Origin of the sequence: Methylomonas sp. EFPC1 (assembly GCF_016925515.1) — a bacterium.
In the GTDB taxonomy this organism is placed as follows: Bacteria; Pseudomonadota; Gammaproteobacteria; order Methylococcales; family Methylomonadaceae; genus Methylomonas; species Methylomonas defluvii.
In genome coordinates this window covers 2,823,648-2,847,715 of record NZ_CP070494.1, presented here as the reverse complement: position 1 = coordinate 2,847,715, position 24,068 = coordinate 2,823,648, and the positions used below count along the sequence as shown (strand labels likewise).

22 protein-coding genes are annotated in these 24,068 nt (G+C 49.7%); 12 read left to right on the top strand and 10 right to left on the bottom strand.

Annotated features, from left to right (window positions below; genetic code table 11):
- Positions 1-157: 157 nt before the first annotated feature.
- From JWZ98_RS13125 to JWZ98_RS13090, 8 genes are all read left to right on the top strand, one after another.
- On the top strand, positions 158-1,126 hold the full coding sequence (locus JWZ98_RS13125; protein WP_205450383.1) for a nucleotide-diphospho-sugar transferase: 969 nt from the start codon (positions 158-160) through the stop codon (positions 1,124-1,126).
- Positions 1,127-1,278: 152 nt separating this feature from the next.
- Positions 1,279-1,956: a class I SAM-dependent methyltransferase gene (locus tag JWZ98_RS13120; protein WP_205450382.1), complete on the top strand. Its 678-nt coding sequence runs from the start codon at positions 1,279-1,281 to the stop codon at positions 1,954-1,956.
- A complete protein-coding gene (locus JWZ98_RS13115; RefSeq protein ID WP_205450381.1) occupies positions 1,953-2,690 on the top strand; it encodes a hypothetical protein in 738 nt (245 codons plus the stop codon). The genes JWZ98_RS13120 and JWZ98_RS13115 overlap by 4 nt, the downstream gene beginning before the upstream one ends.
- A complete protein-coding gene (locus tag JWZ98_RS13110) occupies positions 2,687-3,499 on the top strand; it encodes a methyltransferase, TIGR04325 family (protein ID WP_205450380.1) in 813 nt (270 codons plus the stop codon). The genes JWZ98_RS13115 and JWZ98_RS13110 overlap by 4 nt, the downstream gene beginning before the upstream one ends.
- A 101-nt stretch (positions 3,500-3,600) precedes the next feature.
- A complete protein-coding gene (locus JWZ98_RS13105; RefSeq protein WP_205450379.1) occupies positions 3,601-4,215 on the top strand; it encodes a class I SAM-dependent methyltransferase in 615 nt (204 codons plus the stop codon).
- Complete coding sequence (locus JWZ98_RS13100; protein WP_205450378.1) at positions 4,212-5,207, top strand: NAD-dependent epimerase/dehydratase family protein; 996 nt, start codon at positions 4,212-4,214, stop codon at positions 5,205-5,207. Before JWZ98_RS13105 ends, JWZ98_RS13100 begins: the two co-directional genes overlap by 4 nt.
- The gene (locus tag JWZ98_RS13095; protein WP_205450377.1) at positions 5,204-6,307 is read left to right on the top strand and encodes a DegT/DnrJ/EryC1/StrS family aminotransferase; all 1,104 of its coding nucleotides are present in this window, start codon (positions 5,204-5,206) and stop codon (positions 6,305-6,307) included. The genes JWZ98_RS13100 and JWZ98_RS13095 overlap by 4 nt, the downstream gene beginning before the upstream one ends.
- Positions 6,304-7,254: a hypothetical protein gene (locus JWZ98_RS13090; RefSeq protein ID WP_205450376.1), complete on the top strand. Its 951-nt coding sequence runs from the start codon at positions 6,304-6,306 to the stop codon at positions 7,252-7,254. The genes JWZ98_RS13095 and JWZ98_RS13090 overlap by 4 nt, the downstream gene beginning before the upstream one ends.
- A gap of 16 nt (positions 7,255-7,270) precedes the next feature.
- Here JWZ98_RS13090 and JWZ98_RS13085 read toward each other — a convergent pair whose 3' ends face one another.
- From JWZ98_RS13085 to JWZ98_RS13060, 6 genes are all read right to left on the bottom strand, one after another.
- Positions 7,271-9,442, bottom strand: a complete 2,172-nt coding sequence (locus JWZ98_RS13085) for a YgiQ family radical SAM protein (protein ID WP_205450375.1) — start codon at positions 9,440-9,442, stop codon at positions 7,271-7,273.
- Positions 9,439-10,242, bottom strand: a complete 804-nt coding sequence (locus JWZ98_RS13080) for a spermine synthase (RefSeq protein WP_205450374.1) — start codon at positions 10,240-10,242, stop codon at positions 9,439-9,441. Before JWZ98_RS13080 ends, JWZ98_RS13085 begins: the two co-directional genes overlap by 4 nt.
- A gap of 209 nt (positions 10,243-10,451) precedes the next feature.
- Positions 10,452-11,072, bottom strand: a complete 621-nt coding sequence (locus JWZ98_RS13075) for a glutathione S-transferase N-terminal domain-containing protein (RefSeq protein ID WP_205450373.1) — start codon at positions 11,070-11,072, stop codon at positions 10,452-10,454.
- A gap of 26 nt (positions 11,073-11,098) precedes the next feature.
- Entirely contained in the window at positions 11,099-11,560 is a 462-nt protein-coding gene (locus tag JWZ98_RS13070) for an amine oxidase (RefSeq protein ID WP_205450372.1), read from the bottom strand.
- A gap of 15 nt (positions 11,561-11,575) precedes the next feature.
- The gene (locus tag JWZ98_RS13065; RefSeq protein ID WP_240348362.1) at positions 11,576-12,664 is read right to left on the bottom strand and encodes an FAD-dependent oxidoreductase; all 1,089 of its coding nucleotides are present in this window, start codon (positions 12,662-12,664) and stop codon (positions 11,576-11,578) included.
- Positions 12,664-13,599, bottom strand: a complete 936-nt coding sequence (locus JWZ98_RS13060) for a hypothetical protein (RefSeq protein ID WP_205450370.1) — start codon at positions 13,597-13,599, stop codon at positions 12,664-12,666. The genes JWZ98_RS13065 and JWZ98_RS13060 overlap by 1 nt, the downstream gene beginning before the upstream one ends.
- Positions 13,600-13,854: 255 nt before the next feature.
- On the opposite strand from JWZ98_RS13060, the gene JWZ98_RS13055 reads away from it, so the two are divergent.
- The 4 genes from JWZ98_RS13055 (at position 13,855) to JWZ98_RS13040 (ending at position 17,544) form a co-directional block, all read left to right on the top strand.
- Positions 13,855-14,253 (top strand): hypothetical protein, encoded by a 399-nt coding sequence (locus JWZ98_RS13055; protein WP_205450369.1) that lies wholly within the window; start codon positions 13,855-13,857, stop codon positions 14,251-14,253.
- A gap of 308 nt (positions 14,254-14,561) precedes the next feature.
- Positions 14,562-14,948, top strand: coding sequence for a hypothetical protein (locus JWZ98_RS13050; protein ID WP_033156500.1), 387 nt, complete (start codon positions 14,562-14,564; stop codon positions 14,946-14,948).
- A gap of 113 nt (positions 14,949-15,061) precedes the next feature.
- On the top strand, positions 15,062-15,712 hold the full coding sequence (locus JWZ98_RS13045; protein WP_205450368.1) for a DUF2760 domain-containing protein: 651 nt from the start codon (positions 15,062-15,064) through the stop codon (positions 15,710-15,712).
- Entirely contained in the window at positions 15,709-17,544 is a 1,836-nt protein-coding gene (locus JWZ98_RS13040) for an Hsp70 family protein (RefSeq protein ID WP_205450367.1), read from the top strand. The genes JWZ98_RS13045 and JWZ98_RS13040 overlap by 4 nt, the downstream gene beginning before the upstream one ends.
- A gap of 115 nt (positions 17,545-17,659) precedes the next feature.
- Here the strand turns inward: JWZ98_RS13040 and JWZ98_RS13035 are convergent, their stop codons facing one another.
- The 4 genes from JWZ98_RS13035 to JWZ98_RS13020 form a co-directional block, all read right to left on the bottom strand.
- Positions 17,660-18,610 carry an OmpA family protein gene (locus JWZ98_RS13035; RefSeq protein WP_033156497.1) on the bottom strand — a complete coding sequence of 317 codons (951 nt, stop codon included), beginning with the start codon at positions 18,608-18,610 and terminating at the stop codon, positions 17,660-17,662.
- A 266-nt stretch (positions 18,611-18,876) separates the two neighbouring features.
- A complete protein-coding gene (locus JWZ98_RS13030; protein ID WP_205450366.1) occupies positions 18,877-20,190 on the bottom strand; it encodes a PepSY-associated TM helix domain-containing protein in 1,314 nt (437 codons plus the stop codon).
- A gap of 194 nt (positions 20,191-20,384) precedes the next feature.
- The gene (locus JWZ98_RS13025; RefSeq protein ID WP_205450365.1) at positions 20,385-22,778 is read right to left on the bottom strand and encodes a TonB-dependent receptor; all 2,394 of its coding nucleotides are present in this window, start codon (positions 22,776-22,778) and stop codon (positions 20,385-20,387) included.
- A 276-nt stretch (positions 22,779-23,054) separates the two neighbouring features.
- Positions 23,055-24,032: a FecR family protein gene (locus JWZ98_RS13020; protein ID WP_205450364.1), complete on the bottom strand. Its 978-nt coding sequence runs from the start codon at positions 24,030-24,032 to the stop codon at positions 23,055-23,057.
- Positions 24,033-24,068 lie beyond the last annotated feature (36 nt).

Genomic DNA, 24,068 nt, shown 5'->3' with positions numbered 1-24,068 from the left:
TTTTTGGATGTTTTATCGGCTTATAATTTACTTAGTTGTCTCCTGAGCTGGAGAATTTGCGGGTTGGTAAAGTATAACTCTATCAAATGTGTAATTATGCTTTTCATAGCCTCATCGTGTTGGCGCACAATAATGAGTGAATTTTTTTAAACAAATTATGAAAAGTCCTATTCTCCTGCTGGTATTCAATCGCCCTCATACAACATTACAAGTTTTCGAATCCATTCGCAGGGCTAGGCCACCTAAGCTCTATGTGGCGGCAGATGGTCCACGCAGAAATGTTTCAGATGATATTCGGCTTTGTGCTGAGGTTCGAAATGTAATAAATCTTGTAGATTGGCCATGTGAAGTAAAAACTCTATACAGTGATGATAATTTAGGTTGCAAGTTTGGGCCAATTAAAGGTATCAGTTGGTTCTTTGAAAATGAGGAAGAGGGCATTGTACTTGAAGATGATGTATTGCCTATTTCTACTTTCTTTACTTATTGTGACGAGCTTTTAGAACGCTATCGTGAAAACCAGCATGTTGGGGTTATTAGTGGTTGTAATTTAATTTCAAGACAATTTTGTCCGGAAACCAGTTACTTTTTTACACGCTATAATCAGATTTGGGGTTGGGCAACTTGGCGGCGCGCGTGGAGCAAGTATGATCATTCTATGTCGGCTTGGCCAAGTTGGCGGGATCAGGGGGGGCTCGAGTCTATGTCCAGTGGCAGTAAAGTTTTTGAATACTATTGGAAGAGATTGTTTAATGCGACGTACTATAATTCTAAGAATGTTACTTGGTGGGACTATCAATGGGCATTTAGTTGTTGGTTTCACGGAATGCTCGGTGTTCAGCCAAAAACAAATCAAATTACTAATATTGGTTTTGGTGAAGCAGGTAAAGGTACACACACAACAACTACGGTCCCAAAATATATATCGGAATCTTCCCCGAAGCCATTAATTTTTCCTTTGAATCATCCCGAGGAAATTGCGCGAAATTTTGTCGCCGAAGCGCTTATTGATAAGCATGTGTTTTCAATAACACTTAGATGGTATTTACTTAAAAAGGCTCGTAATACGGTATTGGTATCAGGAGTTTTACGCATTTTGAAAAATATAGCTAACTTTTCAATATAAAATTAAGAGCTTCTTTTATTTGCCTTTCCTCTTTTCTGTGTAGTGGTCGTAACCGGGGTTTGTCGGATAATACAAAAGTTCAGTATCTATTTTTTTTCGATTTTGAAGAGTTTCAATTTTTTTAATTCAGTATTTTTCTGGTTTGATATGGTATGGGAACTGCTAAAAATAATTATAACTACGATGTGGCACTTTCTTATGACCGCGATAGGCAGTGTGAAACACATTGGGAAGAAGAAAATTTATTCATACAGGAATATTTTTCATGCAACAAGTATCATGCCATTCTAGATGTCCCAGTGGGAACGGGTAGGTTTTTTCAGTTTTATCCCGACAATTCTCGAGTTGTTGGTGTTGATATTTCGATCGATATGTTGGCTCAGTCTCAAGAAAGGGCGGCTTTAATTGATAATAGTGATATATTTCTTATGTTGTCAAATGCCGAAAAGTTGGCATTTTACGACGATTCGTTCGATATTGTGGTTTGTTGTCGACTATTTCATCTTCTTACTCAGGATGAAAGGTTTTTGGTTTTAAAAGAGCTAGGGAGAGTGACAAAAAAAACAATATTATTGCAAGTGTATTTGTCAAATAGGTCAGAGATTTTGTATGATTTTTTAACTAAAATTAAAAAGTTAAAAGACCGTTTTCTAAGAAAAAGATGTAATACTGAACTTAAGCTAAAGCCTTGGTCGCACATCATGTCATACTCTCTTACAAGGGCGCAGTTAAAATCGCTTACTAGCCGCACTGGCCTGAGTGTGATTAAAGAATACGGCTTTTCATGTTATGAAGGAAATATTGTCAGTTTTCTTGTTTTAAATAAATGAAAAATATTTGCGATATTCAGATTGAAGATTGTGTGCATTATAGAGGTTTTCGCTATGGTGGATTTGGTAGTAATATATATGAGGATTATATAATATCGCTATTGGCTGGTGAGGATATTTCTACCATAAAAAAAGAGTTTGTATTCAGAGTTCTTTTATATAATGGCTCGGATTTTGGTTCGGCTCTGGGATTGACCCTTGATCGAGTCTACAGGCCTTGGTTGTTTCCATGGTTATTTGCGCCATATTATATTAGCCATAACTATTATTTTGATCTTTATAATGCATATGATAATCCAGATATTATTTGTCATTTTAGCTTTGATGGGGTTCTTGCTTCGCATATAAACAGGGAGTTTGTTTTTTTAGAGAGAGCACTGGAAAAAATATCTGAAGGCTACCAGCCAGATGCTTATGGATATGTAACTGTTGCTAAAATGATGCTTGGTTCCCAAGTTAGATATCTTGTGCTAGACGGTAACCACCGAATTTCTGCATTACACGCGCTTGGCTATAAAACAGTGCGAGCAAGAGTCTTAGGCGCTTGGTTGGCTCGCAGGTCATTGATGTATATTTGGCCGGGTGTTATTACTAATTATTTTGCAATAGAGGATGCTTTAAAAATATTCGATAGATATTTTTATGAAAATAATATTCCGTTCCCAGAAAGGCCATTCAGAAATATTATTTTTGATGAACCTTTTGATTTTGAATTCACAGAGGATTTTGTTTGATTCATAATATTTTTGATATTTCTGCTGTCAGGCGCTATGTTAAAAAGATTGGCCGTGGCCGTAACCAATTTATTGATGGTGTCAATTCTTGGAAAGAGGCTAGTCAACATTGCTCTGGATACGACGCGGATTCAATTATGGGAAAAGTTCTGACGTCAACCCTTAAAGTTAAACAGGGCGAGGCGGAGTTTGAGAGAGACTCAGTGCTTTTTTACGTGGCTGAATATAATTGGCCTATAATTGCTGGGTTATTTCTTGTCGCTTCGCAAACAGCAGGTAGGCTGAACGTGCTCGATTTTGGAGGAGCGTTAGGTAGTACGTATTTTCAAAATCGTAAAATCTTTAAGACCTTACAGCACGTTCGTTGGAACATAGTCGAGCAAGCTCATTATGCGGAAGCCGGAAGAACCTATATTCAAGACCATGTGCTGAAATTCTATAGTTCGATTGATGAATGTTTAGTGGAGAATATACCCAATGTAGTTCTTCTGTCGAGCGTGTTACAGTATCTGGAGTTTCCGTTAGAGGTCGTGAAAAAGTTGTCTCTCACTGGTGTTTCAACTTTAATAATCGATCGCACTCCGTTTTCAAAAATCGCCCAAGACAAATTGTTGATTCAGCGCGTCCCGCCATCTATTTATAAGGCGAGCTACCCTATGTGGGTTTTTTCTGAATCTGCATTTATGAATGTAATAAACCAGGATTGGCGCATGTTAGGCGAGATAACATGTCCTGAAGGCACGGTTTATTCCGATAGCGGCTTTGAATTTACCTTTCAAGGCATGTTGTTGCAACGTCGTGAATCATGAATCTTTTGAGATCGTATTATTTTAGACAAATGTACACACCGGGATGGTTGGGTATTTTTGTAAATCCTTTTTATTTCGCTCGATTGGGGTTGTACCAGGCCATGAAGGAATTATCACCTAAATTGGGAGGCACGATATTGGATGTCGGTTGCGGCACAAAGCCTTATAAGCAGCTTTTTAAGTTTAGTTCTTATACTGGCTTGGATATAGATAGCGCTTGTTCCAGGGCACGCGGAATCGCCGATTATCTATATGATGGTAAAAGTTTTCCGTTTGATGATGTGTGTTTTGATGCTGTACTTTGTAATCAAGTGCTCGAACATGTAATTAATCCTGATGAATTTCTAGAGCAAATTAATCGTGTGTTAAAGCCTGATGGCAGATTATTACTTACGGTTCCGTTCGTTTGGGATGAACATGAACAGCCTTACGATTACAGGCGGTATTCCAGTTTCGGATTGCTCGCTTTGCTGGAAGCTCACGGGTTTAAAATTATCGTGCAAAAAAAGACTTGTGCTGATGCATCTGTTTTGTTTCAGCTGATAAACGCTTTTCTTTTTAAGATTAGCCGATCTCTCCCCAAAATATGCAAAGTACTCTTAACGTTTACTGTCATGACACTAATTAATCTAAGCGGTATATTTTTTAGTTGGCTACTACCTGCAAACCCGGATCTATTTCTCGATAATATCGTTTTGGCGGAAAAAATTTCTTGAAGGCATACAAAGGCAAAAATATATTAATCACAGGAGGTCTGGGTTTCATCGGCTCCAATCTTGCAGGTGCCCTAGTTAAATTTGGTGCACACGTTACTCTCGTGGACAGTCTAATTCCGCAATACGGCGGCAATCCCTTTAATATTGCCGGTATCCGTAGCCGTGTTTGCGTAAATGTTTGCGATGTACGTGATTCTTTTGCATTAGCGCATTTGCTTCAAGATCAAGATTATCTTTTCAATTTGGCCGGTCAAACAAGCCATCTGGATTCGATGGTTGATCCGCGAACGGACTTGGAGATTAATGCCGCCGCACAGCTTTCTATATTAGAGGCGTGCCGCAAAGTTAATCCTGAAATCAAAATTGTTTTCGCGAGTACCCGCCAGCTTTACGGTAAGCCGGATTATTTACCAGTTGATGAGAAGCATCCGATTCGCCCTGTGGATGTCAATGGCATTAATAAGTTGGCTGGCGAGTGGTATCACCTACTTTATAACAATGTTTATGGTATTAAGGCTTGCGCGTTGCGCCTGACTAATACCTATGGTCCCGGAATGCGCGTCAAGGATGCACGTCAGACCTTTCTCGGTATCTGGGTGAGGTTACTAATTGAAGGTAATCCGATAAAGGTTTTTGGAGACGGGCTGCAACTAAGGGATTTTAATTATGTGGATGACTGCGTTAGAGCCTTATTACTGGCTGGTGCTAGCGAACAAGCAAACGGTAAGGTATACAATTTGGGCAGTAAGGAAGTGATAGGCTTAAAAGATTTGGCAAAGATGATGATTGAACTTGGCTATGGTGGTGCTTTTGAATTGATACCTTTTCCGCCAGAGCGAAAAGCGATTGATATAGGCGATTACTACAGTGATTTTTCGTTAATTACTTCTGAGTTGGGTTGGAAACCGGAAATTGGTTTACGCGAAGGGTTAGCAAACACCCTGGCTTATTATGCGGAACACCACCGACACTATTGGGACGCGAACGCATGATTTTGATGAATGACTTTAAGGCCGAGCCGCCGGAGCTACAACAGGCTATGCTTGAAGCTGCGAAGCGCGTCATCGAGTCGGGTTGGTTTGTTTTGGGCAAGGAGGTTTCCGCTTTTGAGCAGCAATGGGCTTTAGCCTGCGGCCTAGCCTTTGGTGTGGGAGTTGGCAATGGAATGGATGCCATAGAGATTGCATTGCGTGCGCTCGAAGTGGGACCAGGCGATGAGGTTATCACCACGCCGATGACTGCATTCGCTACAGTGCTTGCGATAATAAGGGCCGGCGCCACACCGGTTTTTGCAGATATCGATCCACAAACCGCTTTGCTGTCTTTGGAAAGCGCCAGGCGTTGTGTTACATCACGTACCAAGGCTGTGGTCTTGGTTCACCTTTACGGACAAATTCGTGCTATGGATTTGTGGAATTTGTTTTGTGCAAATTATGAAATTGCGCTTATTGAGGATTGCGCCCAAGCGCACTTGGCGTCATTAGGTGGTAAAGCAGCCGGTAGCTTTGGGGTCATGGGAGCGTATAGTTTTTATCCGACTAAGAACCTTGGTGCCATTGGCGACGCCGGCATGATTGTGACAAATGTCGAAAAATTGGCGGTCAGAGCAAGCCAATTGCGTAACTACGGACAAAGTGTGCGCTATCAGCATCCGGAGTTAGGCTTGAATAGCCGGTTGGATGAGATACAGGCAGCCATTTTGGCGGAGCGACTCAAATGGCTGCCTGATTTTACCGAGCGTCGACGGCAAATTGCGACGGCTTATTTTGACGGTATTAAGAATTCCAATGTCACTTGCTTGGCATTGCCTGAATCTGGGTCTGGACACGTCTATCATTTATTCGTGATCACTTGCCCTTGCCGTGACGAACTCCAAGCGCATTTGCAAAAAAATCAGATCCAAACATTTATTCATTACCCCATTCCCATTCATATGCAAGAACCTTGTCGTAATCTTTGCCATGATCCGCTTGGCTTGGTTAACAGCGAACGTCACGCCGACACTTGTCTTTCTTTGCCCTGTCATCCCCAAATGTCGGACGAGGACATAGCGGCTGTTATAGCGGCTGTCAATTCTTTTCAGGGCAAATGAACGAGCATTACGTAACCTTATTTAACAGCCTTTTTTTACCCCAGGGCCTCGCTTTGCATTTGTCCATGGAGCGGCACGCAGGAGCTTATACCTTATGGGTCCTGTGCATGGATGATGAGGTTTTCGAAAAGTTGGGGTGTCTTGATCTTCCAAATGTACGATTACTGCAATTAAGTAAACTCGAGACAGATGAACTAATTTGCGTTAAACAGCAACGCACAATAGCAGAGTATTGTTGGACACTTACTCCCTTTTCCCCCCGTTTTGTTTTTGATGCTGATTCGTCTGTTCAACGAGTGACTTATCTGGATGCGGATGTATGGTTTCGTAAAAATCCAAGGCAGATTTTTCGGGAGTTTGAAGAATCCGGCAAACAGGTACTGATAACCGATCATGCTTACGCTCCGGAGTATGATCGATCAGCTACCTCCGGTCAGTATTGCGTGCAGTTTATGATTTTCAAAAGAGATGGCGGAGAAGAAGTTCGACGTTGGTGGGAAGCCCGCTGCTTAGAGTGGTGCTATGCACGCGCGGAAGACGGTAAGTTCGGAGACCAAAAATATCTGGATGATTGGACAGAACAATTTCCCGAAGAAGTTCATGTCTTGATCGATAAAGAGCTTATGCTGGCGCCCTGGAACGCCACCCGTTTTCCGCATGGCCGAGCGGTTTGCTGGCACTTTCATGAATTACGCATTTTAAAAGGCTTTTCCGCGGTCCGTTATGCTGTTGATTGCGGTTCTTACCCATTACCATTGGTAACGAGACGTCATATTTATCGCGAATACTTCATCGATCTGCGCCGAGCAATTAACACCATCACAACTTTTGGGTGGGAAGTGAGGGCTCAGCGCAGGTGGACTCTAAATGACAGATTCTTTGGATTGCTTCTTGGTTTTTGGCGGCAAGCTTGGCGAGTGACTATACATTGGCAGCAGCCTTTATGAGCTAAAAACACAAAGTTCATCTTTGTTTACGCTTCCTATCTTTACCAGAAAATACGGTATGTTTAGTTCTGAAAGCCTGAGTTTTTTTTACATTTGTATTAGCTATTCCATCAGCTTTCGGCTGAAAACTCGGCACCAAATGCTGCTTACCGTTGCCGATTAAATCGGCACGGCCCATATCTTTTAAGGCTTCTCGCAACAAAGGCCAGTTTTTCGGGTCGTGGTAGCGTAAAAATGCTTTGTGCAAGCGGCGCTGCTTAATGCTTTTGGGAATTGCCATGTCCGCACTGTTGCGGGCCACTTTGTGCAAGGTGTCTTTGCCGGAGTGATACATTGCTGTCGCAATAGACATGGGTGACGGCAAAAATGCTTGCACCTGGTCGGCACGGAAGCCATTGCGTTTCAACCATAGCGCCAGATTCAGCATGTCCTTGTCTTCGGTGCCGGGGTGGGCGGCGATGAAATAGGGGATCAAATACTGCTCCTTGCCCGCTTCTTTCGAGTATTTATCAAACATCTGTTTGAAGCGGTCGTAAGTGCCCATGCCGGGTTTCATCATTTTCGACAACGGGCCTTGCTCGGTGTGCTCCGGGGCAATTTTCAGGTAACCGCCGACGTGGTGGGTCACCAGTTCTTTTACATATTCCGGGGTTTCCACGGCGATGTCGTAACGCAATCCGGAAGCGATGAAAATTTTCTTGATGCCCGGTAGCTTGCGGGCGCGCCGATACAGTTTGACCAGCGGGGTTTGATCGGTATTCAGGTTCTGGCAAATTCCCGGGTAGACGCAGGACGGCTTACGGCAGGACTCTTCAATCTTCGGGTCTTTGCACGCCAGCCGCCACATGTTGGCAGTGGGGCCACCCAAGTCCGAGATATGGCCGGTAAAATTCGGCGAGGTATCGCGGATGGCTTCAATCTCACGAATGATGGAATCTTCCGAACGGTTTTGAATGATGCGACCTTCGTGTTCGGTAATCGAACAAAAACTGCATCCGCCAAAGCAGCCACGCATGATCAACACCGAATGCTGAATCATTTCAAACGCGGGGATATTGGCCTTGCCGTAAGCGGTATGCGGCAGCCGAGAATAGGGCAGGTCAAACACGCCGTCCATTTCCGGCGTGCTCAGCGGCAGTGGCGGCGGATTAATCCACACTTCGCGGTTGCCGTGGCGTTGAATCAAGGCGCGGGCGTTGCCGGGGTTGGTTTCGCCGTGCATCACTCGGGAGGCGTGTGCGTATAAAATCGGATCGTCTTTTACGGCTTCGTAATCCGGCAGGCGGATCACGGTCTGCGTACGCTGCTTGTTGGCGATGGGTTTGAATTGAATCACCTGCTCGTTTTCAGCCCGTGCCGGTTTATCCTCCGCGGCACGGGTTCCCGACCCGTCGCCGCACTCCGATCGTCCCTGATCGTCGCACGCCGGTTGTTCTTGATAGGGATTCACGTGAGAAATCACCGCCCCCGGTTTATCGATGTCGGTGGAATCTTTTTCCATCCAGCCTTGCGGAACCTGTTTCACAAAATGCACAGTGCCGCGTATGCCTTTCAAATCGGCGATGGTTTCGCCTTTTGCCAAGCGTTGGGCGATTTCCACCACTTGCCGCTCGGCGTTGCCGTAAACCAGCAAATCGGCTTTGGAGTCCAGCAGGATGGATTTACGCACTTTATCGGACCAATAGTCGTAATGCGCGATCCGACGCAGGCTAGCTTCAATACCGCCGATAATAATCGGCACATTTTTGTAGGCTTCGCGGCAGCGGTGTGAATAGACATTCACGGCGCGGTCCGGGCGTTTGCCGGCCGCACCATCGGCTGTATAGGCGTCGTTAGAGCGGATTTTCTTGTCAGAGGTATAGCGATTGACCATCGAGTCCATATTGCCGCCGGTCACCCCAAAAAACAGTTTGGGTTGGCCCAGTCGTTTAAAGTCCTCGGCACTATGCCAATCCGGTTGCGAGATGATGCCGACCCGGAAGCCCTGCGCTTCCAACACTCGGCCAATTACGGCCATACCAAAACTGGGATGATCGACATAGGCATCGCCGGTCACCAAGATGACGTCACAGGCGTCCCAGCCCAGCGCTTCCATTTCCGCGCGGCTCATCGGTAATTCCGGCGCTGGACCGAAGCGGTGCGCCCAGTATTTTTTGTAGCCGAAGATGTTGGGAGCGTTGTGTATCACGATTTTATAATCCGGTTGAAGACGTTGGGGTTGTGGCGTTTTAAATCCAGCAAATAGATGGGGAATTCCAGTTGATACATCTGTTCCAGCCGCTTGGCCTTGTCGATCAATTGTTTGATGCTTGGCTTTGCCATGTTTTCGCCGAAGGCAAAGCCGATGACATTGCCGCGATTGCGTACCGGCAAAAACAGCATGCGTCTTTCAAATACGCGGCCCAGATTCCAGGCCACTTGCTGGAACATATCCTTATCGGTGCCCCATAAATTGATCACCAGCAGACCGTTTTTGGTCAGCAAGGTTCGGCAATTGTCGAAGAAAGTTTCGCTACTGACTTCCGGGGCCATGCCGTCGTGGTCGTAAGCGTCTATGACGATCAAGTCGTGCTGTTCGCTTTGCACCTGGCTGGCTTGGCGTACATGTTGCGCGCCGCAGCCAATCTTGATTTTCAGGCGCGGATCGAATGGCAGGCCAAAATGGCTGCGTGCGACTTTTAACACACTGCTACGAAATTCCACGACCTTGAGCCGGCAATCGGCAAACTGGCGCAGCATGAATTTGGCGATAGTGCCGCCGCCCAAACCTATCATCAGGATTTCGTTGGGAGTGTCGTGGAACAGCAGGCCGGCCATCATTGCCCTGGCATACAACGAATGTAGCCGGTCGGGTTCCATCAGCAGCATGCTGCTTTGCCGGGCATGCGAACCAAAGTGCAAGGCCCTGACGCCCTCCTTATCAACGATTTCTATGATGCCTTCGTCGTCGTGGCTTTGGTGTACCACCAGGCCTTCATATTTGTACATGCGCTGTAGCGAATGGTAAAGAGGACGCTATTTTCCTTGAAAATCCAACGCTTGTCTTGTGAATAGTGTGCGGATGACGATTTAGTCACCTTGTAAAAATGAAGGGATATTGGCTTAACTCGGTTGATTGATGGATATGAGTGTGAATGGCTTCACATCGCGAATCTCCGGACAGGAGAAGGCAACAACAGATGGTGCGGCGATAAAAGTCACTCCCCGCGATAACCTTCCTCCCTCAGTACCCGTTTAACAACCGGTCGCGACAGCATCAAACGATAGTGTTTCAAGCAGTTTTCCGGCAGTGTAATGCCGATCTTATCCGCCCAAAATTCCACGTAAAACAAAGCGGCATCGGCGATGCTGAATGCGCTCAATGCATAGCCTTCGGCTGGCAGCAACTCGTTCAAGATTGCAAAAGCTTTATTGACTATATCCAAGCCTTGGGCCTTAACCGCGTCGTGATCGGCGGGATTGGGCGCGAATTTCTCCGTGGTAAAAATGCGGGCAAAGCCTTGACCATGCAGCGTGCCGACCGCATAGTCCATCAACTCGATAGCTTTCGCATCGCCATCCGCGTCGCCTGGCAATAGTTTGGCTTTGGGGTAGCTGCGCGCCAGCCAGTAGGCGATAGCTTGGAATTCGGTCAGGGCAGTACCGTCGTTACGGACCAGGGTAGGGATGCTGGCTTTGGGGTTGATTGCCAGATAATCGGCTTGATGTTGATCGCCGGCCATTAAATTGACCAGATGCGCTTCAAAAATCAGATCCAGCTCTTCCAGTAAAATATGGATACCGGTCGTGCAGGAGCCGGGTGTCATGTAGAGTTTCATAAATTATCCTATCGGAAAAGTTTTGCTTAGCGGCATTCCAGAAAGTAAGCATTAATGTCCAGCGCAAAATTCCGCCACAGCAAGGCGATATCGCTACGCACCGCGCTCAGGTAAACCTGATCGGGTTTATGCTCGTCTGGGAAATTGGATAAGGCGCAGGAAGTGCGATGTTTATCCACTACCATCAACAAAAACTCGTCGATAAAGCCATCAAATACCGCCAATACTGATTTGGTAATATCCGCCAAGCCCTGATTGACGGTGCTGCCCGTGTGATCAAACGGCAAGGTCTTTAATTGAGCCAGGGCGTCTTGATAGGTTTTTTCCAAGACGATCAAGATATTGCGCTGAAAACAACCATCCCATTGTTGGTGTGATAGGTCATGGGCCAGTAATTGATCGTACTGCTTCTTCATATTGGCTTTCTGCTCCATTATGAATCGACTAAATTCGCCGATGCTGTTCGCGTTAAGCTCTGGATTGTTCATGTCAAAGTCCTTTAGTTAGAGTGTTAATGCGCTAAAAACCCGGTCGCTGGCTGCCAATGCGCCTTCCAAATAGCCGCCGGACCTACTGGCTGTTTCGGTTCCGCAGAAATACAGTTTGTCTTGCCAATGGTCCAATTGCAGCGCGCGATGGCCGTAGGCGGGATGTTCGAACACCGGTATGCGATCTACAGAAGTCGCGGTAAATGGTTCCCGGCTCCAATCCTGAATCACCACTCTTAGTGGATTGGCGGCGGCAGGACCGAATAGGCCGACCATTTGTCGCACGATCAGTGCCGGCAGACTGTCTTGATACTGTTCGCGAATCTGGGCTGGCAAACCAAAGAAACCAAACAGGGCAGATGTTCCAGCATCGTCGGAGCAGGCGTCATAGACTTCGGCCAAAACCGCGCCGGGGTAGGATGAAATGGCGTTGCCGGAATAGCCTTGTTGGCGCCAGAAAGCCTGTTCGTAAACCAGAACCGCCTTGGCGTGCCCGGCCATCCAGGTGGGCGTGTCTTGCATCAGTGATAGCAAACCGGGTGCTAGAGCCGGTTGAAAGGTAATGCTGTTAGCCAGTAATCGCGGCGGAGCAGCCAGCACAACTTGGCGAGCCTGTATGGTACTGACGGTGCTATCGCATGCGAATGTCAAATCGACATAACTACCGTGATCGCTAAGTGATAGCAAATTGTATCCAAGGCGCAACACCCGTCCCGGTATCCGTTGCAATAAACGGTCAATTAATTGCTGGCAACCCCCGGCAATCCGTCTGGCTTCAGCGTGAGTCTGAGTGTCGATGTAAGTCACCGGCCGGGAGTCTGCTTGCACGTGATATAAGCTTTGGCCGCAGTCCCATTGCGGAAATAGCGTCAATCCCAAGCGCTTTACTAATGCCGAAATACGCGGTTGCTCGGTAGGCCACAGCCAAGTGGGGCCCAAGTCTGCGGTAAAACCCAGGGTAGGGTCAGCTGCGGATAGAATCCTGCCGCCGCAGCGTTCGCGGGCTTCAAATACGCCAATGTTAGGTTTGTATGTCAGCAGTTTTTCTGCCAAGGACAAACCGGACAGTCCGGCGCCAACAATCGCCACGTCCAGCATGGTCATCACGCCATCTGCATCGTTTGGCGTAGCAAGGAGTTACTCTGCCATAGGGGTAATTTCGGCGCTTCGGTCGACGCGCTGGGCATGATCAATTTCTTGCGAAAAATATCCCAAACGCCGTCATAGCGTAGTTGTACCCGGATGCTCCATCCCCAAACGATAGGTAAATGTAAGGGCACCCAAATATAAAGATCCGGCCTATCCGGTCCGGCGTTTTGCATGAAGTACACGGTGTATTTTTCCAAAACGCTCATCGACGCGACAGTATTACCGGCAATTTCGGACGGAATGGCTTGAGTCACGGTTTGGCTGAACAGCAGTTTTTGCTGCTGGCCTTGCTTTTGAAACCCGCCAAGCGGTATGACCGGCACACGCCTGTCTTCCTCAGATAGATACAAAACCGGGTCGCCTTCTTCACTCTCGGTATCCAATAAAGTCATTGTTTTGCCGTTGGCGAAGTGTGCTGTTCGAGTAGACTCCAGCAACTGCAAGACGCCCAATTGGCTGCAAAAACCGGCGGTGTCCCATGCCAGTTCAAAATGAGGTGAGATACTTAGGGTTGGCATATCGTCCGCCAAGCTTACGGTGGGCGCGGCCATGCGGGCGTCAAGCAAGGTCAAACGATTCTGCTTGGGTTGCTGCGGGTGAGCTGTGGTAAGGGCTAAGCAGCTTTTGAGCGGCGGGCTCAGTAAATCGCTGTTCCACACGAATGCGTGTATGGGTGTACGTTTCGTATCCACGGGCACTACCGCAGCCCGTTCGATGCTTAACGAGTAATCGCCGAGTAAGCCGTTTTGTACATCATGCTCTACATCACCGAGTGGGTTATCCGCTAATTTTTGGGTGTCGATGCTGTAGCGATGGCCTGCTTGCAGCACTGGATGCTTGGGTTTGGGCGGTGCAGGCATCGGGCGGGGCAGAGGGAAAATGTGTTCCATCGTTGGGCTGCTGATGACGAAAGCCATAAGGCAATCAAGAATGATGCCAATTGAGCAAATCACCGCATGTGTGTGTAGGATGTAGATTGATAGGGATTATCGCTCTAAGGCAGCTTAGCAAACGATGTCGTGGATGCGACAAAATCGGACGATCCTGTCTGACAACACCATTAAGTCGGCGTTATCGCCAGCGCTTGCTATCCACGTAGAACACTTCTACAGTTCCCAGGTATGTTCATTATTTTGAGGAAAGTCATGCGAAATTTATTGATAACCATGCTGTTACTACTCCCCATCGCCGCTGCCGCTGAAAACGATGCGTTTAAAAATATGGATAAAGCGCAAATGCAGCAAGTGATGCAGAAAATGAAAGCCATGCAAGACTGCGTGAAGCACATTGATAAGACCGACATGCAAGCCTTTCAAGCGCAGGCCAAACAAATGACTGCCGAGGTGGAGCGCTTATGCGCGGCGGGAAAACGCGATGAAGCGATGGCCAGAGCGATGGAGTTTGGTAAGGACGTATCGGCCAATAAAGCTATGCAGCAAATGAAACAATGCGGCGACGGAATAACCGAAGCCCTGCCTTTATTGCCTGATACCACTCAAGGCCAAAATCAGGCCGGTTCGTCTCGGCATGTTTGCGATCACTAAGCTTTAGAGCACCAATTTGGGTGGATTTTTCGATACGGTCATTTCCAAGAGACCCGCGCCAGCCCTTATATGAGCAGCGCGTTCCTGCCGCCTTGGCGTGGCTTTTAGCTCACTGCCTGGTATCTTAGTGCTTTGGCGTTGAAAGGCGAGTTTGTCCTGAGCCTGGGTGAGTTTACAGCTGGCCGCAGTGAGCTGGCTGATCAGGCTAGGCCTGTTCTGACCGCCTGCTGCTGCCGACTGATTGTTCATTTCAGCTAGCATCGCGTAAAATCGCCAGCCATTATCACGCCCCCATTGGAGAGCAAAACATGACATACCGTTTAGTAGTTGCATTGATGATGGTCGCAGGTTTGGCCTGTGCCGAGGAAGCCAAGGAAGAATGGAACGAAACCACTCTGAAAGATGAGACCATCCAGAAAATTCAGCAAGCTCAGTACACCTATAAAAAATGTGTAGTGGATACTATGCAAAAACCCGAGTTTGCCAAGATGGAAAGCCGCAACGCCACCGATGTGATTATTAAGTCTTGTGAGCCGACCTTGGCCGAAATGCGCAAAGTTTATACCGACGCCGAAGTGCCGGGCGTGGTGGCTGACCGGCATTTGAAGAAAATGCGTATCCAGGTAACGCGCAATTTGCTGCAGCAATTAATGTACGCGGAAGCCGCGAAGAAAGCCGGCATGCCTGGTAACTGACTCCCACTGTCCGCAATGGCATTGGCGTAAAAATTTAGCGTTATCTGTTGCGGCATGCTTGAAGATTAGATGCTACAGCCCTTGTTTCAATTAACAACCATCACTCGTTTTTCATGAATACCTACACCATCGATTTATCCTTGCGCCCGACCACCTTCGATTTGTGGCACGTGTGTTTGGCCGGTACCGCAGCACTGTTGGCTTTGATTCTGATTGTGGTTTTAGTCTCGGTATTGCTGGGCATGCGCCGCTGCAAATCCGCAGCTCCGGCGGTAGTCGCTCCCAGCCCTGCGCCGCAACCGGAAGTCAAAATCGTCGAGAAGATCGTCGAAGTGGAAAAGATCGTGCAAGCGCCCGCGCCCGAACCGGTTGTTTTGAAGGAAGCAACACCGGACGCCGCACTGCAATTATTGAGTTTGCTGCAAAAGGAAGCCCGTTTCATCGACTTCATCAAAGAAGATGTCGCGGCGTTCTCCGATGCCGAAATCGGCGCGGCGGCGCGGGTGGTGCACCAAGGGTGCAGCAAGGCGGTTAACGAGCATTTTACCTTGGCACCGGTCAGCGCCGATCAGGAAGGCAACCGGGTGACTTTAAACCCAGGCTTCGACGCAGCGGCTTTCAGATTGACTGGCAATATCGTCGGTCAGGCGCCTTTTAACGGCACATTGGTACACAAAGGCTGGCAAGTCACAGATTTGCGCTTGCCGAAACTGACCGAAGGCCATAACGCCAAAATCGTCGCGCCGGCCGAGGTGGAATTATGACCGCGCGTTATTCGGTCGGCATCGACTTGGGCACCACGCATTGCGTGCTGTCTTATGTCGATCTGCAATCCGGCGACGATCAGGTGCTTTTGGACGTACTGGCCATTCCACAGCTCACCGCGCCCGGCACGATAGAAGACAAAGCCCAGTTACCGTCATTTACTTATCTGGCACATCCTGCCGAGATTGCCGAAGGTGCGACGGCCTTACCCTGGACCGGCAAACCCGAGTATTTGGTGGGTGAGATCGCCCGCAATCTGGGCGGCAAAACCCCTATCCGCTTAGTGTCCAGCGCCAAAAGCTGGCTATGCCACGCCGGCGTTGATTGTAAACAGGCGATTCTGCCGGTCGAAGCCCCGGAAGACGTCACTAAGATTTCGCCGTTTGCCGCCAGCAGAGCCTATCTGCAACATTTGCGCGATGCCTGGAATCACCGATTCCCGGAGCACAATTTACAAGATCAAGATGTCACCATCACTGTGCCGGCGTCGTTTGACCCGGCCGCGCGCGAATTGACGGTCGAAGCGGCCCGCGCGGTGGGATTAGGGCAGGCCGTATTGCTGGAAGAACCGCAAGCTGCTTTGTACAGCTGGATCGAAAACAGCGAAGGCGATTGGCGCAATCATGTGCAAATCGGCGACGTGATTTTGGTCGCCGACATCGGCGGTGGCACCACCGACTTATCCTTGATTGCGGTCACCGAACAGGATGGCAACCTGCAATTGACCCGGGTGGCGGTCGGCGACCATATCTTGTTAGGCGGCGATAACATGGACTTGGCGCTGGCCTATACCGTTAAAGCCAAACTGGAACAAGACGGCGGCAAGCGCCTGGAATCCTGGCAACTACAAGCCTTGACCCACGCCTGTCGAGAAGCCAAAGAAAAACTGTTCAACCAGCCCGAGTTGGGCAGCATGCCTTTAGTCGTAGCGAGCCGGGGATCTTCCTTGATTGGCGGCACCTTGCGCACCGAACTGACCCGCGACGAACTGAACCGCGTCTTGGTCGAAGGTTTTTTACCGTGGGTACCGATAGAAGAAAGGCCGGTGGTCAGACCGCGCAGTGGTTTGCGTACCGCGGGTTTGCCTTATGCGCAGGATGCCGGCATTACTCGCCATCTGGCTGCATTTTTGTCGCGGCAAAAAGAAGCGACCGGCGAGCTAGCCGATCATGTCTTGCCCGAACACGCCAGTTTCTTGCATCCGACCGCGGTACTGTTCAACGGTGGGGTGTTAAAAGCCGGCGTGATGGCCGAGCGCTTGATGCAGATATTAAATAGCTGGTTGCAAGCCGAACAAGCGGCGCCGGCCAGACTATTGCAAGGCGCCGACTTGGATTTGGCGGTCGCGCATGGCGCGGCCTATTACGGATTTGTCCGCAAAGGCAAGGGCGTCAGAATCAAAGGCGGCACGGCGGCGGCTTATTACGTCGGTATTGAGAGCGCCATGCCGGCGGTTCCCGGATTGCCGGCGGAGATCGAAGCCTTGTGCATCGCGCCGTTTGGGATGGAAGAGGGCAGCGAACAGGAATTGCCTAATGACGAATTCGGTTTGATCATCGGCGAACCGGTACGCTTCCGCTTTTTCGGTTCGAAAACCCGCCGCGACGATGCGGTAGGGGTAAGGCTGGAATATTGGCAGGACGACGAATTGGAAGAACTGGACGAAATTGAAATCACTTTGCCGGAAGAGGGGCGTCATGCCGGCGACATCGTCCCGGTGCATTTGTCTGTGGCAGTGACCGAAGTGGGGACTTTAGAGTTAAAAGCGGTTTCCAAACGCGATCAACAGCGCTGGAAAATTGAGTTTGATGTCAGGGCTGGCGACGCCTGATATTAACAATAGCTAGTGGCTAAACCAGAGCCGAATTTCCAAGGGCTCAACTGAAACCCGCTTCTTTCCCGGAAAGAAGCGGGTTTTTTATGATGGCTGGCTTGTATCTAAAGCTTTATTGTTGTTGGTAATAAGGCTGTGGATACTGCTGCTGGTATTGCTGGTTCTGTTGCGGGTAACTCTGTTGCGGATAAGTTTGCTGTGGATACCCCTGTTGCTGTGGGTAACCTTGGTATTGCTGATTCTGCTGAGGGTAACTTTGCTGTTGCGGGTAACCCTGCTGATACGGTTGGTTTTGCTGCGGATAACCTTGCTGCGGGTAGTTCTGCTGCGGATAACCGCCTTGTTGCTGATAAGGCTGGGTTTGCTGTTGCGGGTAGCCTTGCTGCGGTTGTTGCGCAGCACCGGCGTTTTGATTGGCGTTGATCGCCAGTTCCACCCGGCGATTGATTGCCCGATTGGCATCGCTACTGTTCGGTACTTTCGGCGAACTTTCGCCCATGCCCTGCTGGGAGATACGCATCCGGTTCACACCGCGTTGCGCCAAGAAGTTGGCCACGCTGGTAGCCCGTGCTTCGGATAAACGTTGATTGTCGGCATCGGAACCCACGTCATCGGTGTGGCCGGTGACGGAAATCGTCGACTCCGGGTAATTGGTCAACACTCTGGCGATGGGGTCCAGCGCGTGCTGGGCTTCCGGCGTCAAGTCGGCCTTGCCGAACGCAAACGTTACATCACTGGTGCTGGGCATGTTCAAGGTCAGCTGGTTTTGCGCGGTGCGCTGGACTTCAATCCCGGTGCCTTGCAGCGACTGCTGCATCTCTTCCTGTTGTTTGTCCATGTAATAACCGACCCCAGCGCCAACCGCGGCACCGGCTAATGCGCCCAGACCGGCGTTTTTCCAGTCGTTTCCGCCGAATAAAGTACCGGCGCCTGCTCCCACTGCCGCGCCGACACCGGCGCCCTTGCCTAGGTTGCTCATGCTGGACTGGCCGGTATAGGGGTTAGTGGTACAGGCTGTCAACAAGCTGGTACCGATGGCGATAGCAAGTAATTTTTTAGTCATTATTTTTCATCCTGGATGCTGTTCATAAATACGTTGAGTCGGGCGGCGTATAAATTCTATGGGTATTGCCAATAGAAGCCGGTCCCGGACCGCGTGGCGATTAAAACCTTAAAGGCTTAACTCGCACTTAAAATGGACCGGCAGGCGGGGGAATGGTTTCCTGAATGGCTTATTAACCCGGCCCTATTTATCCCGGATATGCCGCGGGCTAAGCGCATCGCAGCCCAAACGAGCGTGCCCTTCGACAGACCAAGCGCGAAAGGGATTTAAGGGCGGGGGCAATAAATTGATTCAGCGGCCTGTGGCGGTTGTTTTTGGCTAAGTGATTTTAGAGGTTGTTTCGCCCGCCGTTTTTGCAGCCAACGCACGACGCCGGTGATATACAACACCGGGCAAGCCAAACCCGCCAGCAACACCAAAATTCGTCCCGGCCAGCCGAAAGCGTGGCCACTATGCAAAGGCCATTGCCAATCGTAAAAGACATCGGCGTTCGAGCCGGTGCCGGAATCGTAGACTTTCAGAATTTCGCCGCTGTATTGATCGACGGCAATATCCCGGTAGCCGACGAAGCGGCTTAATTCGTCGACATCGCGCTTCATGACCCTGAACACGTCGGTTCTGTCCTTGGGGCCATTCAGCATCCACAGCCGGCCGGCAGGGTAGCTTTGCTGCACTATTGTTTCCACTTGCGCTAAGCTAATCGTCTGTTGCCCCGCTTTGGGTGGGGCGCTATCAATCGTTTCCGGAATGCCGTTGTACGCATTCGGGCGGGTGATAGTCGAGAACGGCTTGACTAGTACGTCTATTCGCTCCGGCTGCGTCATATAAATACCGGAAAACAATACCGGTGTTAACACGATGCCGGAATAGAAACCGACTATTTTATGCAGATCGAAGTTGAATCTGACTGATCCCGAACGGCGCTTGAAGGTCAGCGCCTGCCTAAATTTACCGGTCAACGGCCACCAGACGATTAAGCCAGTCAATACCGATAAAATGGAAAAGGCGCCGAGAATCGAGACGATAGTGGCGCCAGTCTTGCCCAGCAGCATACACCAATGTAACTGCATGATGAAACTGACCAAAGGCCGGCCCCAATATCGATCTTTGGGATGCCAAAGCTGTAAACCCTTGACTTGCGCGGTATAAGGGTCGACGAAGATATAGTAGCCGTCGCCACTGTTCGTTTTACTGTCGTCCCTGACAAAATACAAAAATTTGTAAGCCACTTCGGCGTTTCGTGGGTAGTACACCTTAAAAAACAGACTATCTGGCGGTTTGGCGTTTTCCGCTGCGGCGACGATGTCGTCTAACGACCGCAAGTGTCGTTGTTCTGCGGCGGGTAAGGAAACGACGGACAACTCAGGGTTCAGTATTTCCTGCATTTCCAGATAAAACACCAGTATGCCGCCGGTCAGACCGACGACCGCCAACAGCAATCCGGCACTCAAACCTAAATAAAGGTGAACAGCCAGCCACCTTTTACGACGGGATTTAAGCTTCGTTAACCGGCTAGCACTGGCATTGGGTGCGGGAGGCTTTGCACTGCAGGACGTTAAATTCTCAAGAGCTGGTTTCATAACGATTTTTAAAAATGACTTCGGCTAAGGAACACAAGACGGTTTTCTGATTAAAAAGCGGTTTCAGCAATAACGTCATCTTGGCTGTAACTGCCGAGATGACGATACTTGACACCGCTCGCGCAACTTTATGGTCAGGAGGCGGTTCGGTCGCAAAGAACGGGAAGGACTACCGCTTTTTGCGACTTACCCGGTCAAAATTCAACCTTGACCGACCCCAAGAACGAACGGGGCGTACCCCAGGTCGCGCGCGTGCCGGACACTAACGCAAAACCGTCGTGGACATATTCCTTATCCAGTAAATTGGTAACATTCAGCTGTAAAGTAACGTTGGTTTTTGCCACTTTGCGGGTATAGCTAGCCAGCAGATCCACGACGCCATAGCCATCGAAGTTGAAATCATGAAAATCGAAGGTCGCCTTCCTGTCGCTCGCCAGTTCGAGGCCGGCACCGACTTTTAAACCGCGTAAGTCTGCCTGCTGAAAGTCGTATGTCGTCCAGAAAGTGGCGGTATGATCCGGAATGCCTCTCAATCGGCTGCCGACCGGGATATTATTCGGATTGTTTTCCTTCAACACTTCGGTGTTGGTGTAAGCATAAGTGGCAATGGCATTCCATCCAGGCAGAATTTCCCCTTTGATATCCACTTCGACGCCCCGGCTACGGGCCTCGCCGGTGGCTACGCTAAAATTTATATTGGTTAAATCGGTGGTGGGAATGTTTTGTTTGGTTAAGTCATAGTAGGCGATAGTGCTGGTTAATCTGTCGTCGAAAAATGCGGTTTTAAATCCCACTTCCCACTGTTGCGCGGTCTGTGGCGGTAAAAAGGTATTGCCTTGTCCCATGCCATTGGTTGTGCCGAAATTCTCGACATAATTACCGTAAATGCTCAGCCATTTTTCCGGTTGCCACAGCACACCCACCTGAGGCGTCACCGCATCCGCTCTTTGCCCAATCCGTTGAGACAATACATCGAACTGCTCCACATTTTGATAACGAAAGCCGCCCATGACATGAACGTTATAAGGCAGTTTGATTTGATCCTGCAGATAGATGCCGTATAAGTCGGTAACGGTAGAAAACGAATTGGCGGCTCGCGTGGTTGGATTGATGGGCGGATTACCGGTATGAATCGGGTTATAAATATCGATAGTGCTTGCGGTTGTGCTGCCATAGCCGACAGAATTTATGTCTTGCAGGTAATAATCGCCGCCGATTAATAAAGTGTGTTTCAAACCCCAGGTGTCGAAATGGCCGGTCAAATTGGTGGTCGTAAAATAGCTTTCGTTGCTGTAAAAATCGCTGGTGACTAAACTTCTATTCAGCGTGCGTTGGTCTGCTTTTAGGGTGGTGGGCAGTAGCGCTGTTCTCGTTCTGTCCAATAAATTGATCCCGAGTTGCTCGCTGATCTCCCAGTTGTCGTTAAATTGGTGTTTCAGATTAAAGCCGACGAATTTATTTTCGACCGGATTCGGGTTGGCTTCCATTAAATTTCGTTCGCGTGGAATATCGACTAAGCGCGGGTTTATCCAGCTGCCGTCGGCTCGGGTACCGTCAATGATTAAGGGTCTGGAATGCAAGTCGTAATCGTTATTTTCGTGACGGTATTCCATTTCCAGCAGAGCCGTGGTTTGCGGGCTGATGTTCCATTGCAGCACCGGGGCGACGAATACTTTTTCGTAGTCCACCAGCTCGCGAAACGATCCGCTGTTCTCATAGGATACGTTCATCCGGTACAACAGATCGCGATTTTCAGTCAACGGTCCGGTCGCATCGATACTGGTACGATATAAATCGTAAGAGCCGAATTGTTGTTGTAGTGCGTAATAGGCAGTATCCAATGGTTTTTTGGTCACCACGTTAACCATCCCGCCAGGTTCGACACGTCCATATAACATCGCGGCCGGCCCTTTCAGAACCTCGATGCTTTGTACATTGGCCATGGCTCGCGTGCCGTCCGCGCCCCCAAAGGTATCGATCCGAAAACCGTTGCGGAAATAGTTAAAATTAAAAAATCCGCGAATAGTCACTTGGTCGCCCAAGCCGCCCGCGCCTTGGCCGGTCGTCACGCCGCTGACGTATTTCACCGCTTGATCGAGTTTGATGGCTTGGCGATCGTCCAATACCGCCTTCGGAATCACCTGGACGTTGAGCGGCGTCTCCATGATCGGCGTATCGGTTTTAGTGGCGAAACGGGTGTTGGGAACCGAGTAATCCTTGTTATAGGGATCGGTGGGGTCGTAAGTGCGTTGTCCGGAGACGGTGACCGCCGGCAAACTGTTCACGTCTAGCGGCTTAATCGATACGGCATTATCGGCGGTGAAGGTGTAACTCAAGCTGGCGCCGCCGACCAGAATCGCTACCGCCTGCTTGGCGCTGTAAGTGCCCTGCAGCGCGGTACTGGTTTTACCGGCTAGGGTTTGCTCCGCGTAGAACAGATGCAGGCCGGTCTGCTGTTTGAGCGTTTCTAGCGCGCCGGACAGGGCTTGCGCCGGAATGTTCAATTGATAGCTTTGTTCCTGAGCCGCGGCAACCAGCGTGGTGCCGGTCAGCAGGCCGCCGACTAGCGTTCTCGAAAGTGAATACATTTGCCCTCCCGTGGTGTGTGGTGATTTCACTACCCAGTAAGAGCGGTTTTCGAGGGCGGAGGCGCCACTTTTTTTTCGAGTGGTTAAAAATATTTTTCGGTAACGATTTCGCGCGCAGCGTAAATTCACTTATTTCCGTCAAGCGTGAACTGCCGACGGCATGCGCTGGAATGTGCGGTGCCGGGGAAGCCAGGGGGTGACGAACCGACTTCCGGCCAGGGCCCGCCAAGCCTCTGATGCGTTTTTCGACGTGTGGCTGAACAGGTCCTCTGTCGCTTAGCGTTCGAATTCGATCAGTCGCTCGTTTTTTCGAACCGCCTTGATCGGCAGCGCGGCGCCGATGGCATTGAGAGCAAGGTTTAAGTCGTCGGTGGGAAAGTCGCCGCTGACTTTAAGGTTTTGCAATTGCGGGTCGGCGACGCGGAGTTCGATGTCGTGATAGCGACTTAGTTGTGCCAGAACCTCGGCCAGCGCGGTCTTTTTAAATACCAGCATGCCTTCCCGCCAAGTGGTGACAGTAGTGGCGTCGAAACGGGTCGGCGCGGACGCCAGGCCGTGAGCATCGTATTTAATTTGCTGGCCCGCCAACAGAGTTTGCGGGTCGGGCCGCCGCTCAGTGGCAACGGCGACTTCGCCTTCCAGGACGCTGACCGTGGCGGTGTCATTCAGCATGCACACGTTGAAGCGGGTGCCGATGTCGTGGATCTTGCCGTGGCCGGCGACGACGTCGAAGGGTTTGGTTTCATCGTGCGCCACGCTGAATAAGGCTTCGCCACGATCCAACACCGCTTCGCGGCCGCGCCAGCCGTAGCGGACTCGCACCTGGCTGTTGCTGTTGAGTTCTATCGTCGAGCCATCGCGGAGCGCGATGTGTTGCCGTTGGCCTTTTAGTGTCGAGTAACAGTCGGTGTTTATCCAGTCCCAGGCTAGCGGCATGCCTATTGCCGCAATCAGTAACGAGGCGGCTATCGACAGCCGTAGGTTGCGGCGTGCCCGGCGGCGCTCGATTTGCGCGCGGCGTAAACCGTTCCTGGCCGCCATCAGCCGCGGGTCGGGTTGTGCGTCGATGCTACTAAAATCTCGCCAAATCGCTTCGGCGTTTTGATAGCTCTGGCGATGGCGAGGGCTTAACGCCAGCCAATCCTGAAACGCCCGGCGTTCGCTAGCCGAACAATCGGGCGCGCGCAGTCTGACCACCCAATGACTGGCTTGTTCGTGCAACGACGATGGAATTGGCGGGGTGATTCGGTTCATGGTGTTAGTGTATCGCATCCACAACCGGCTACGCTG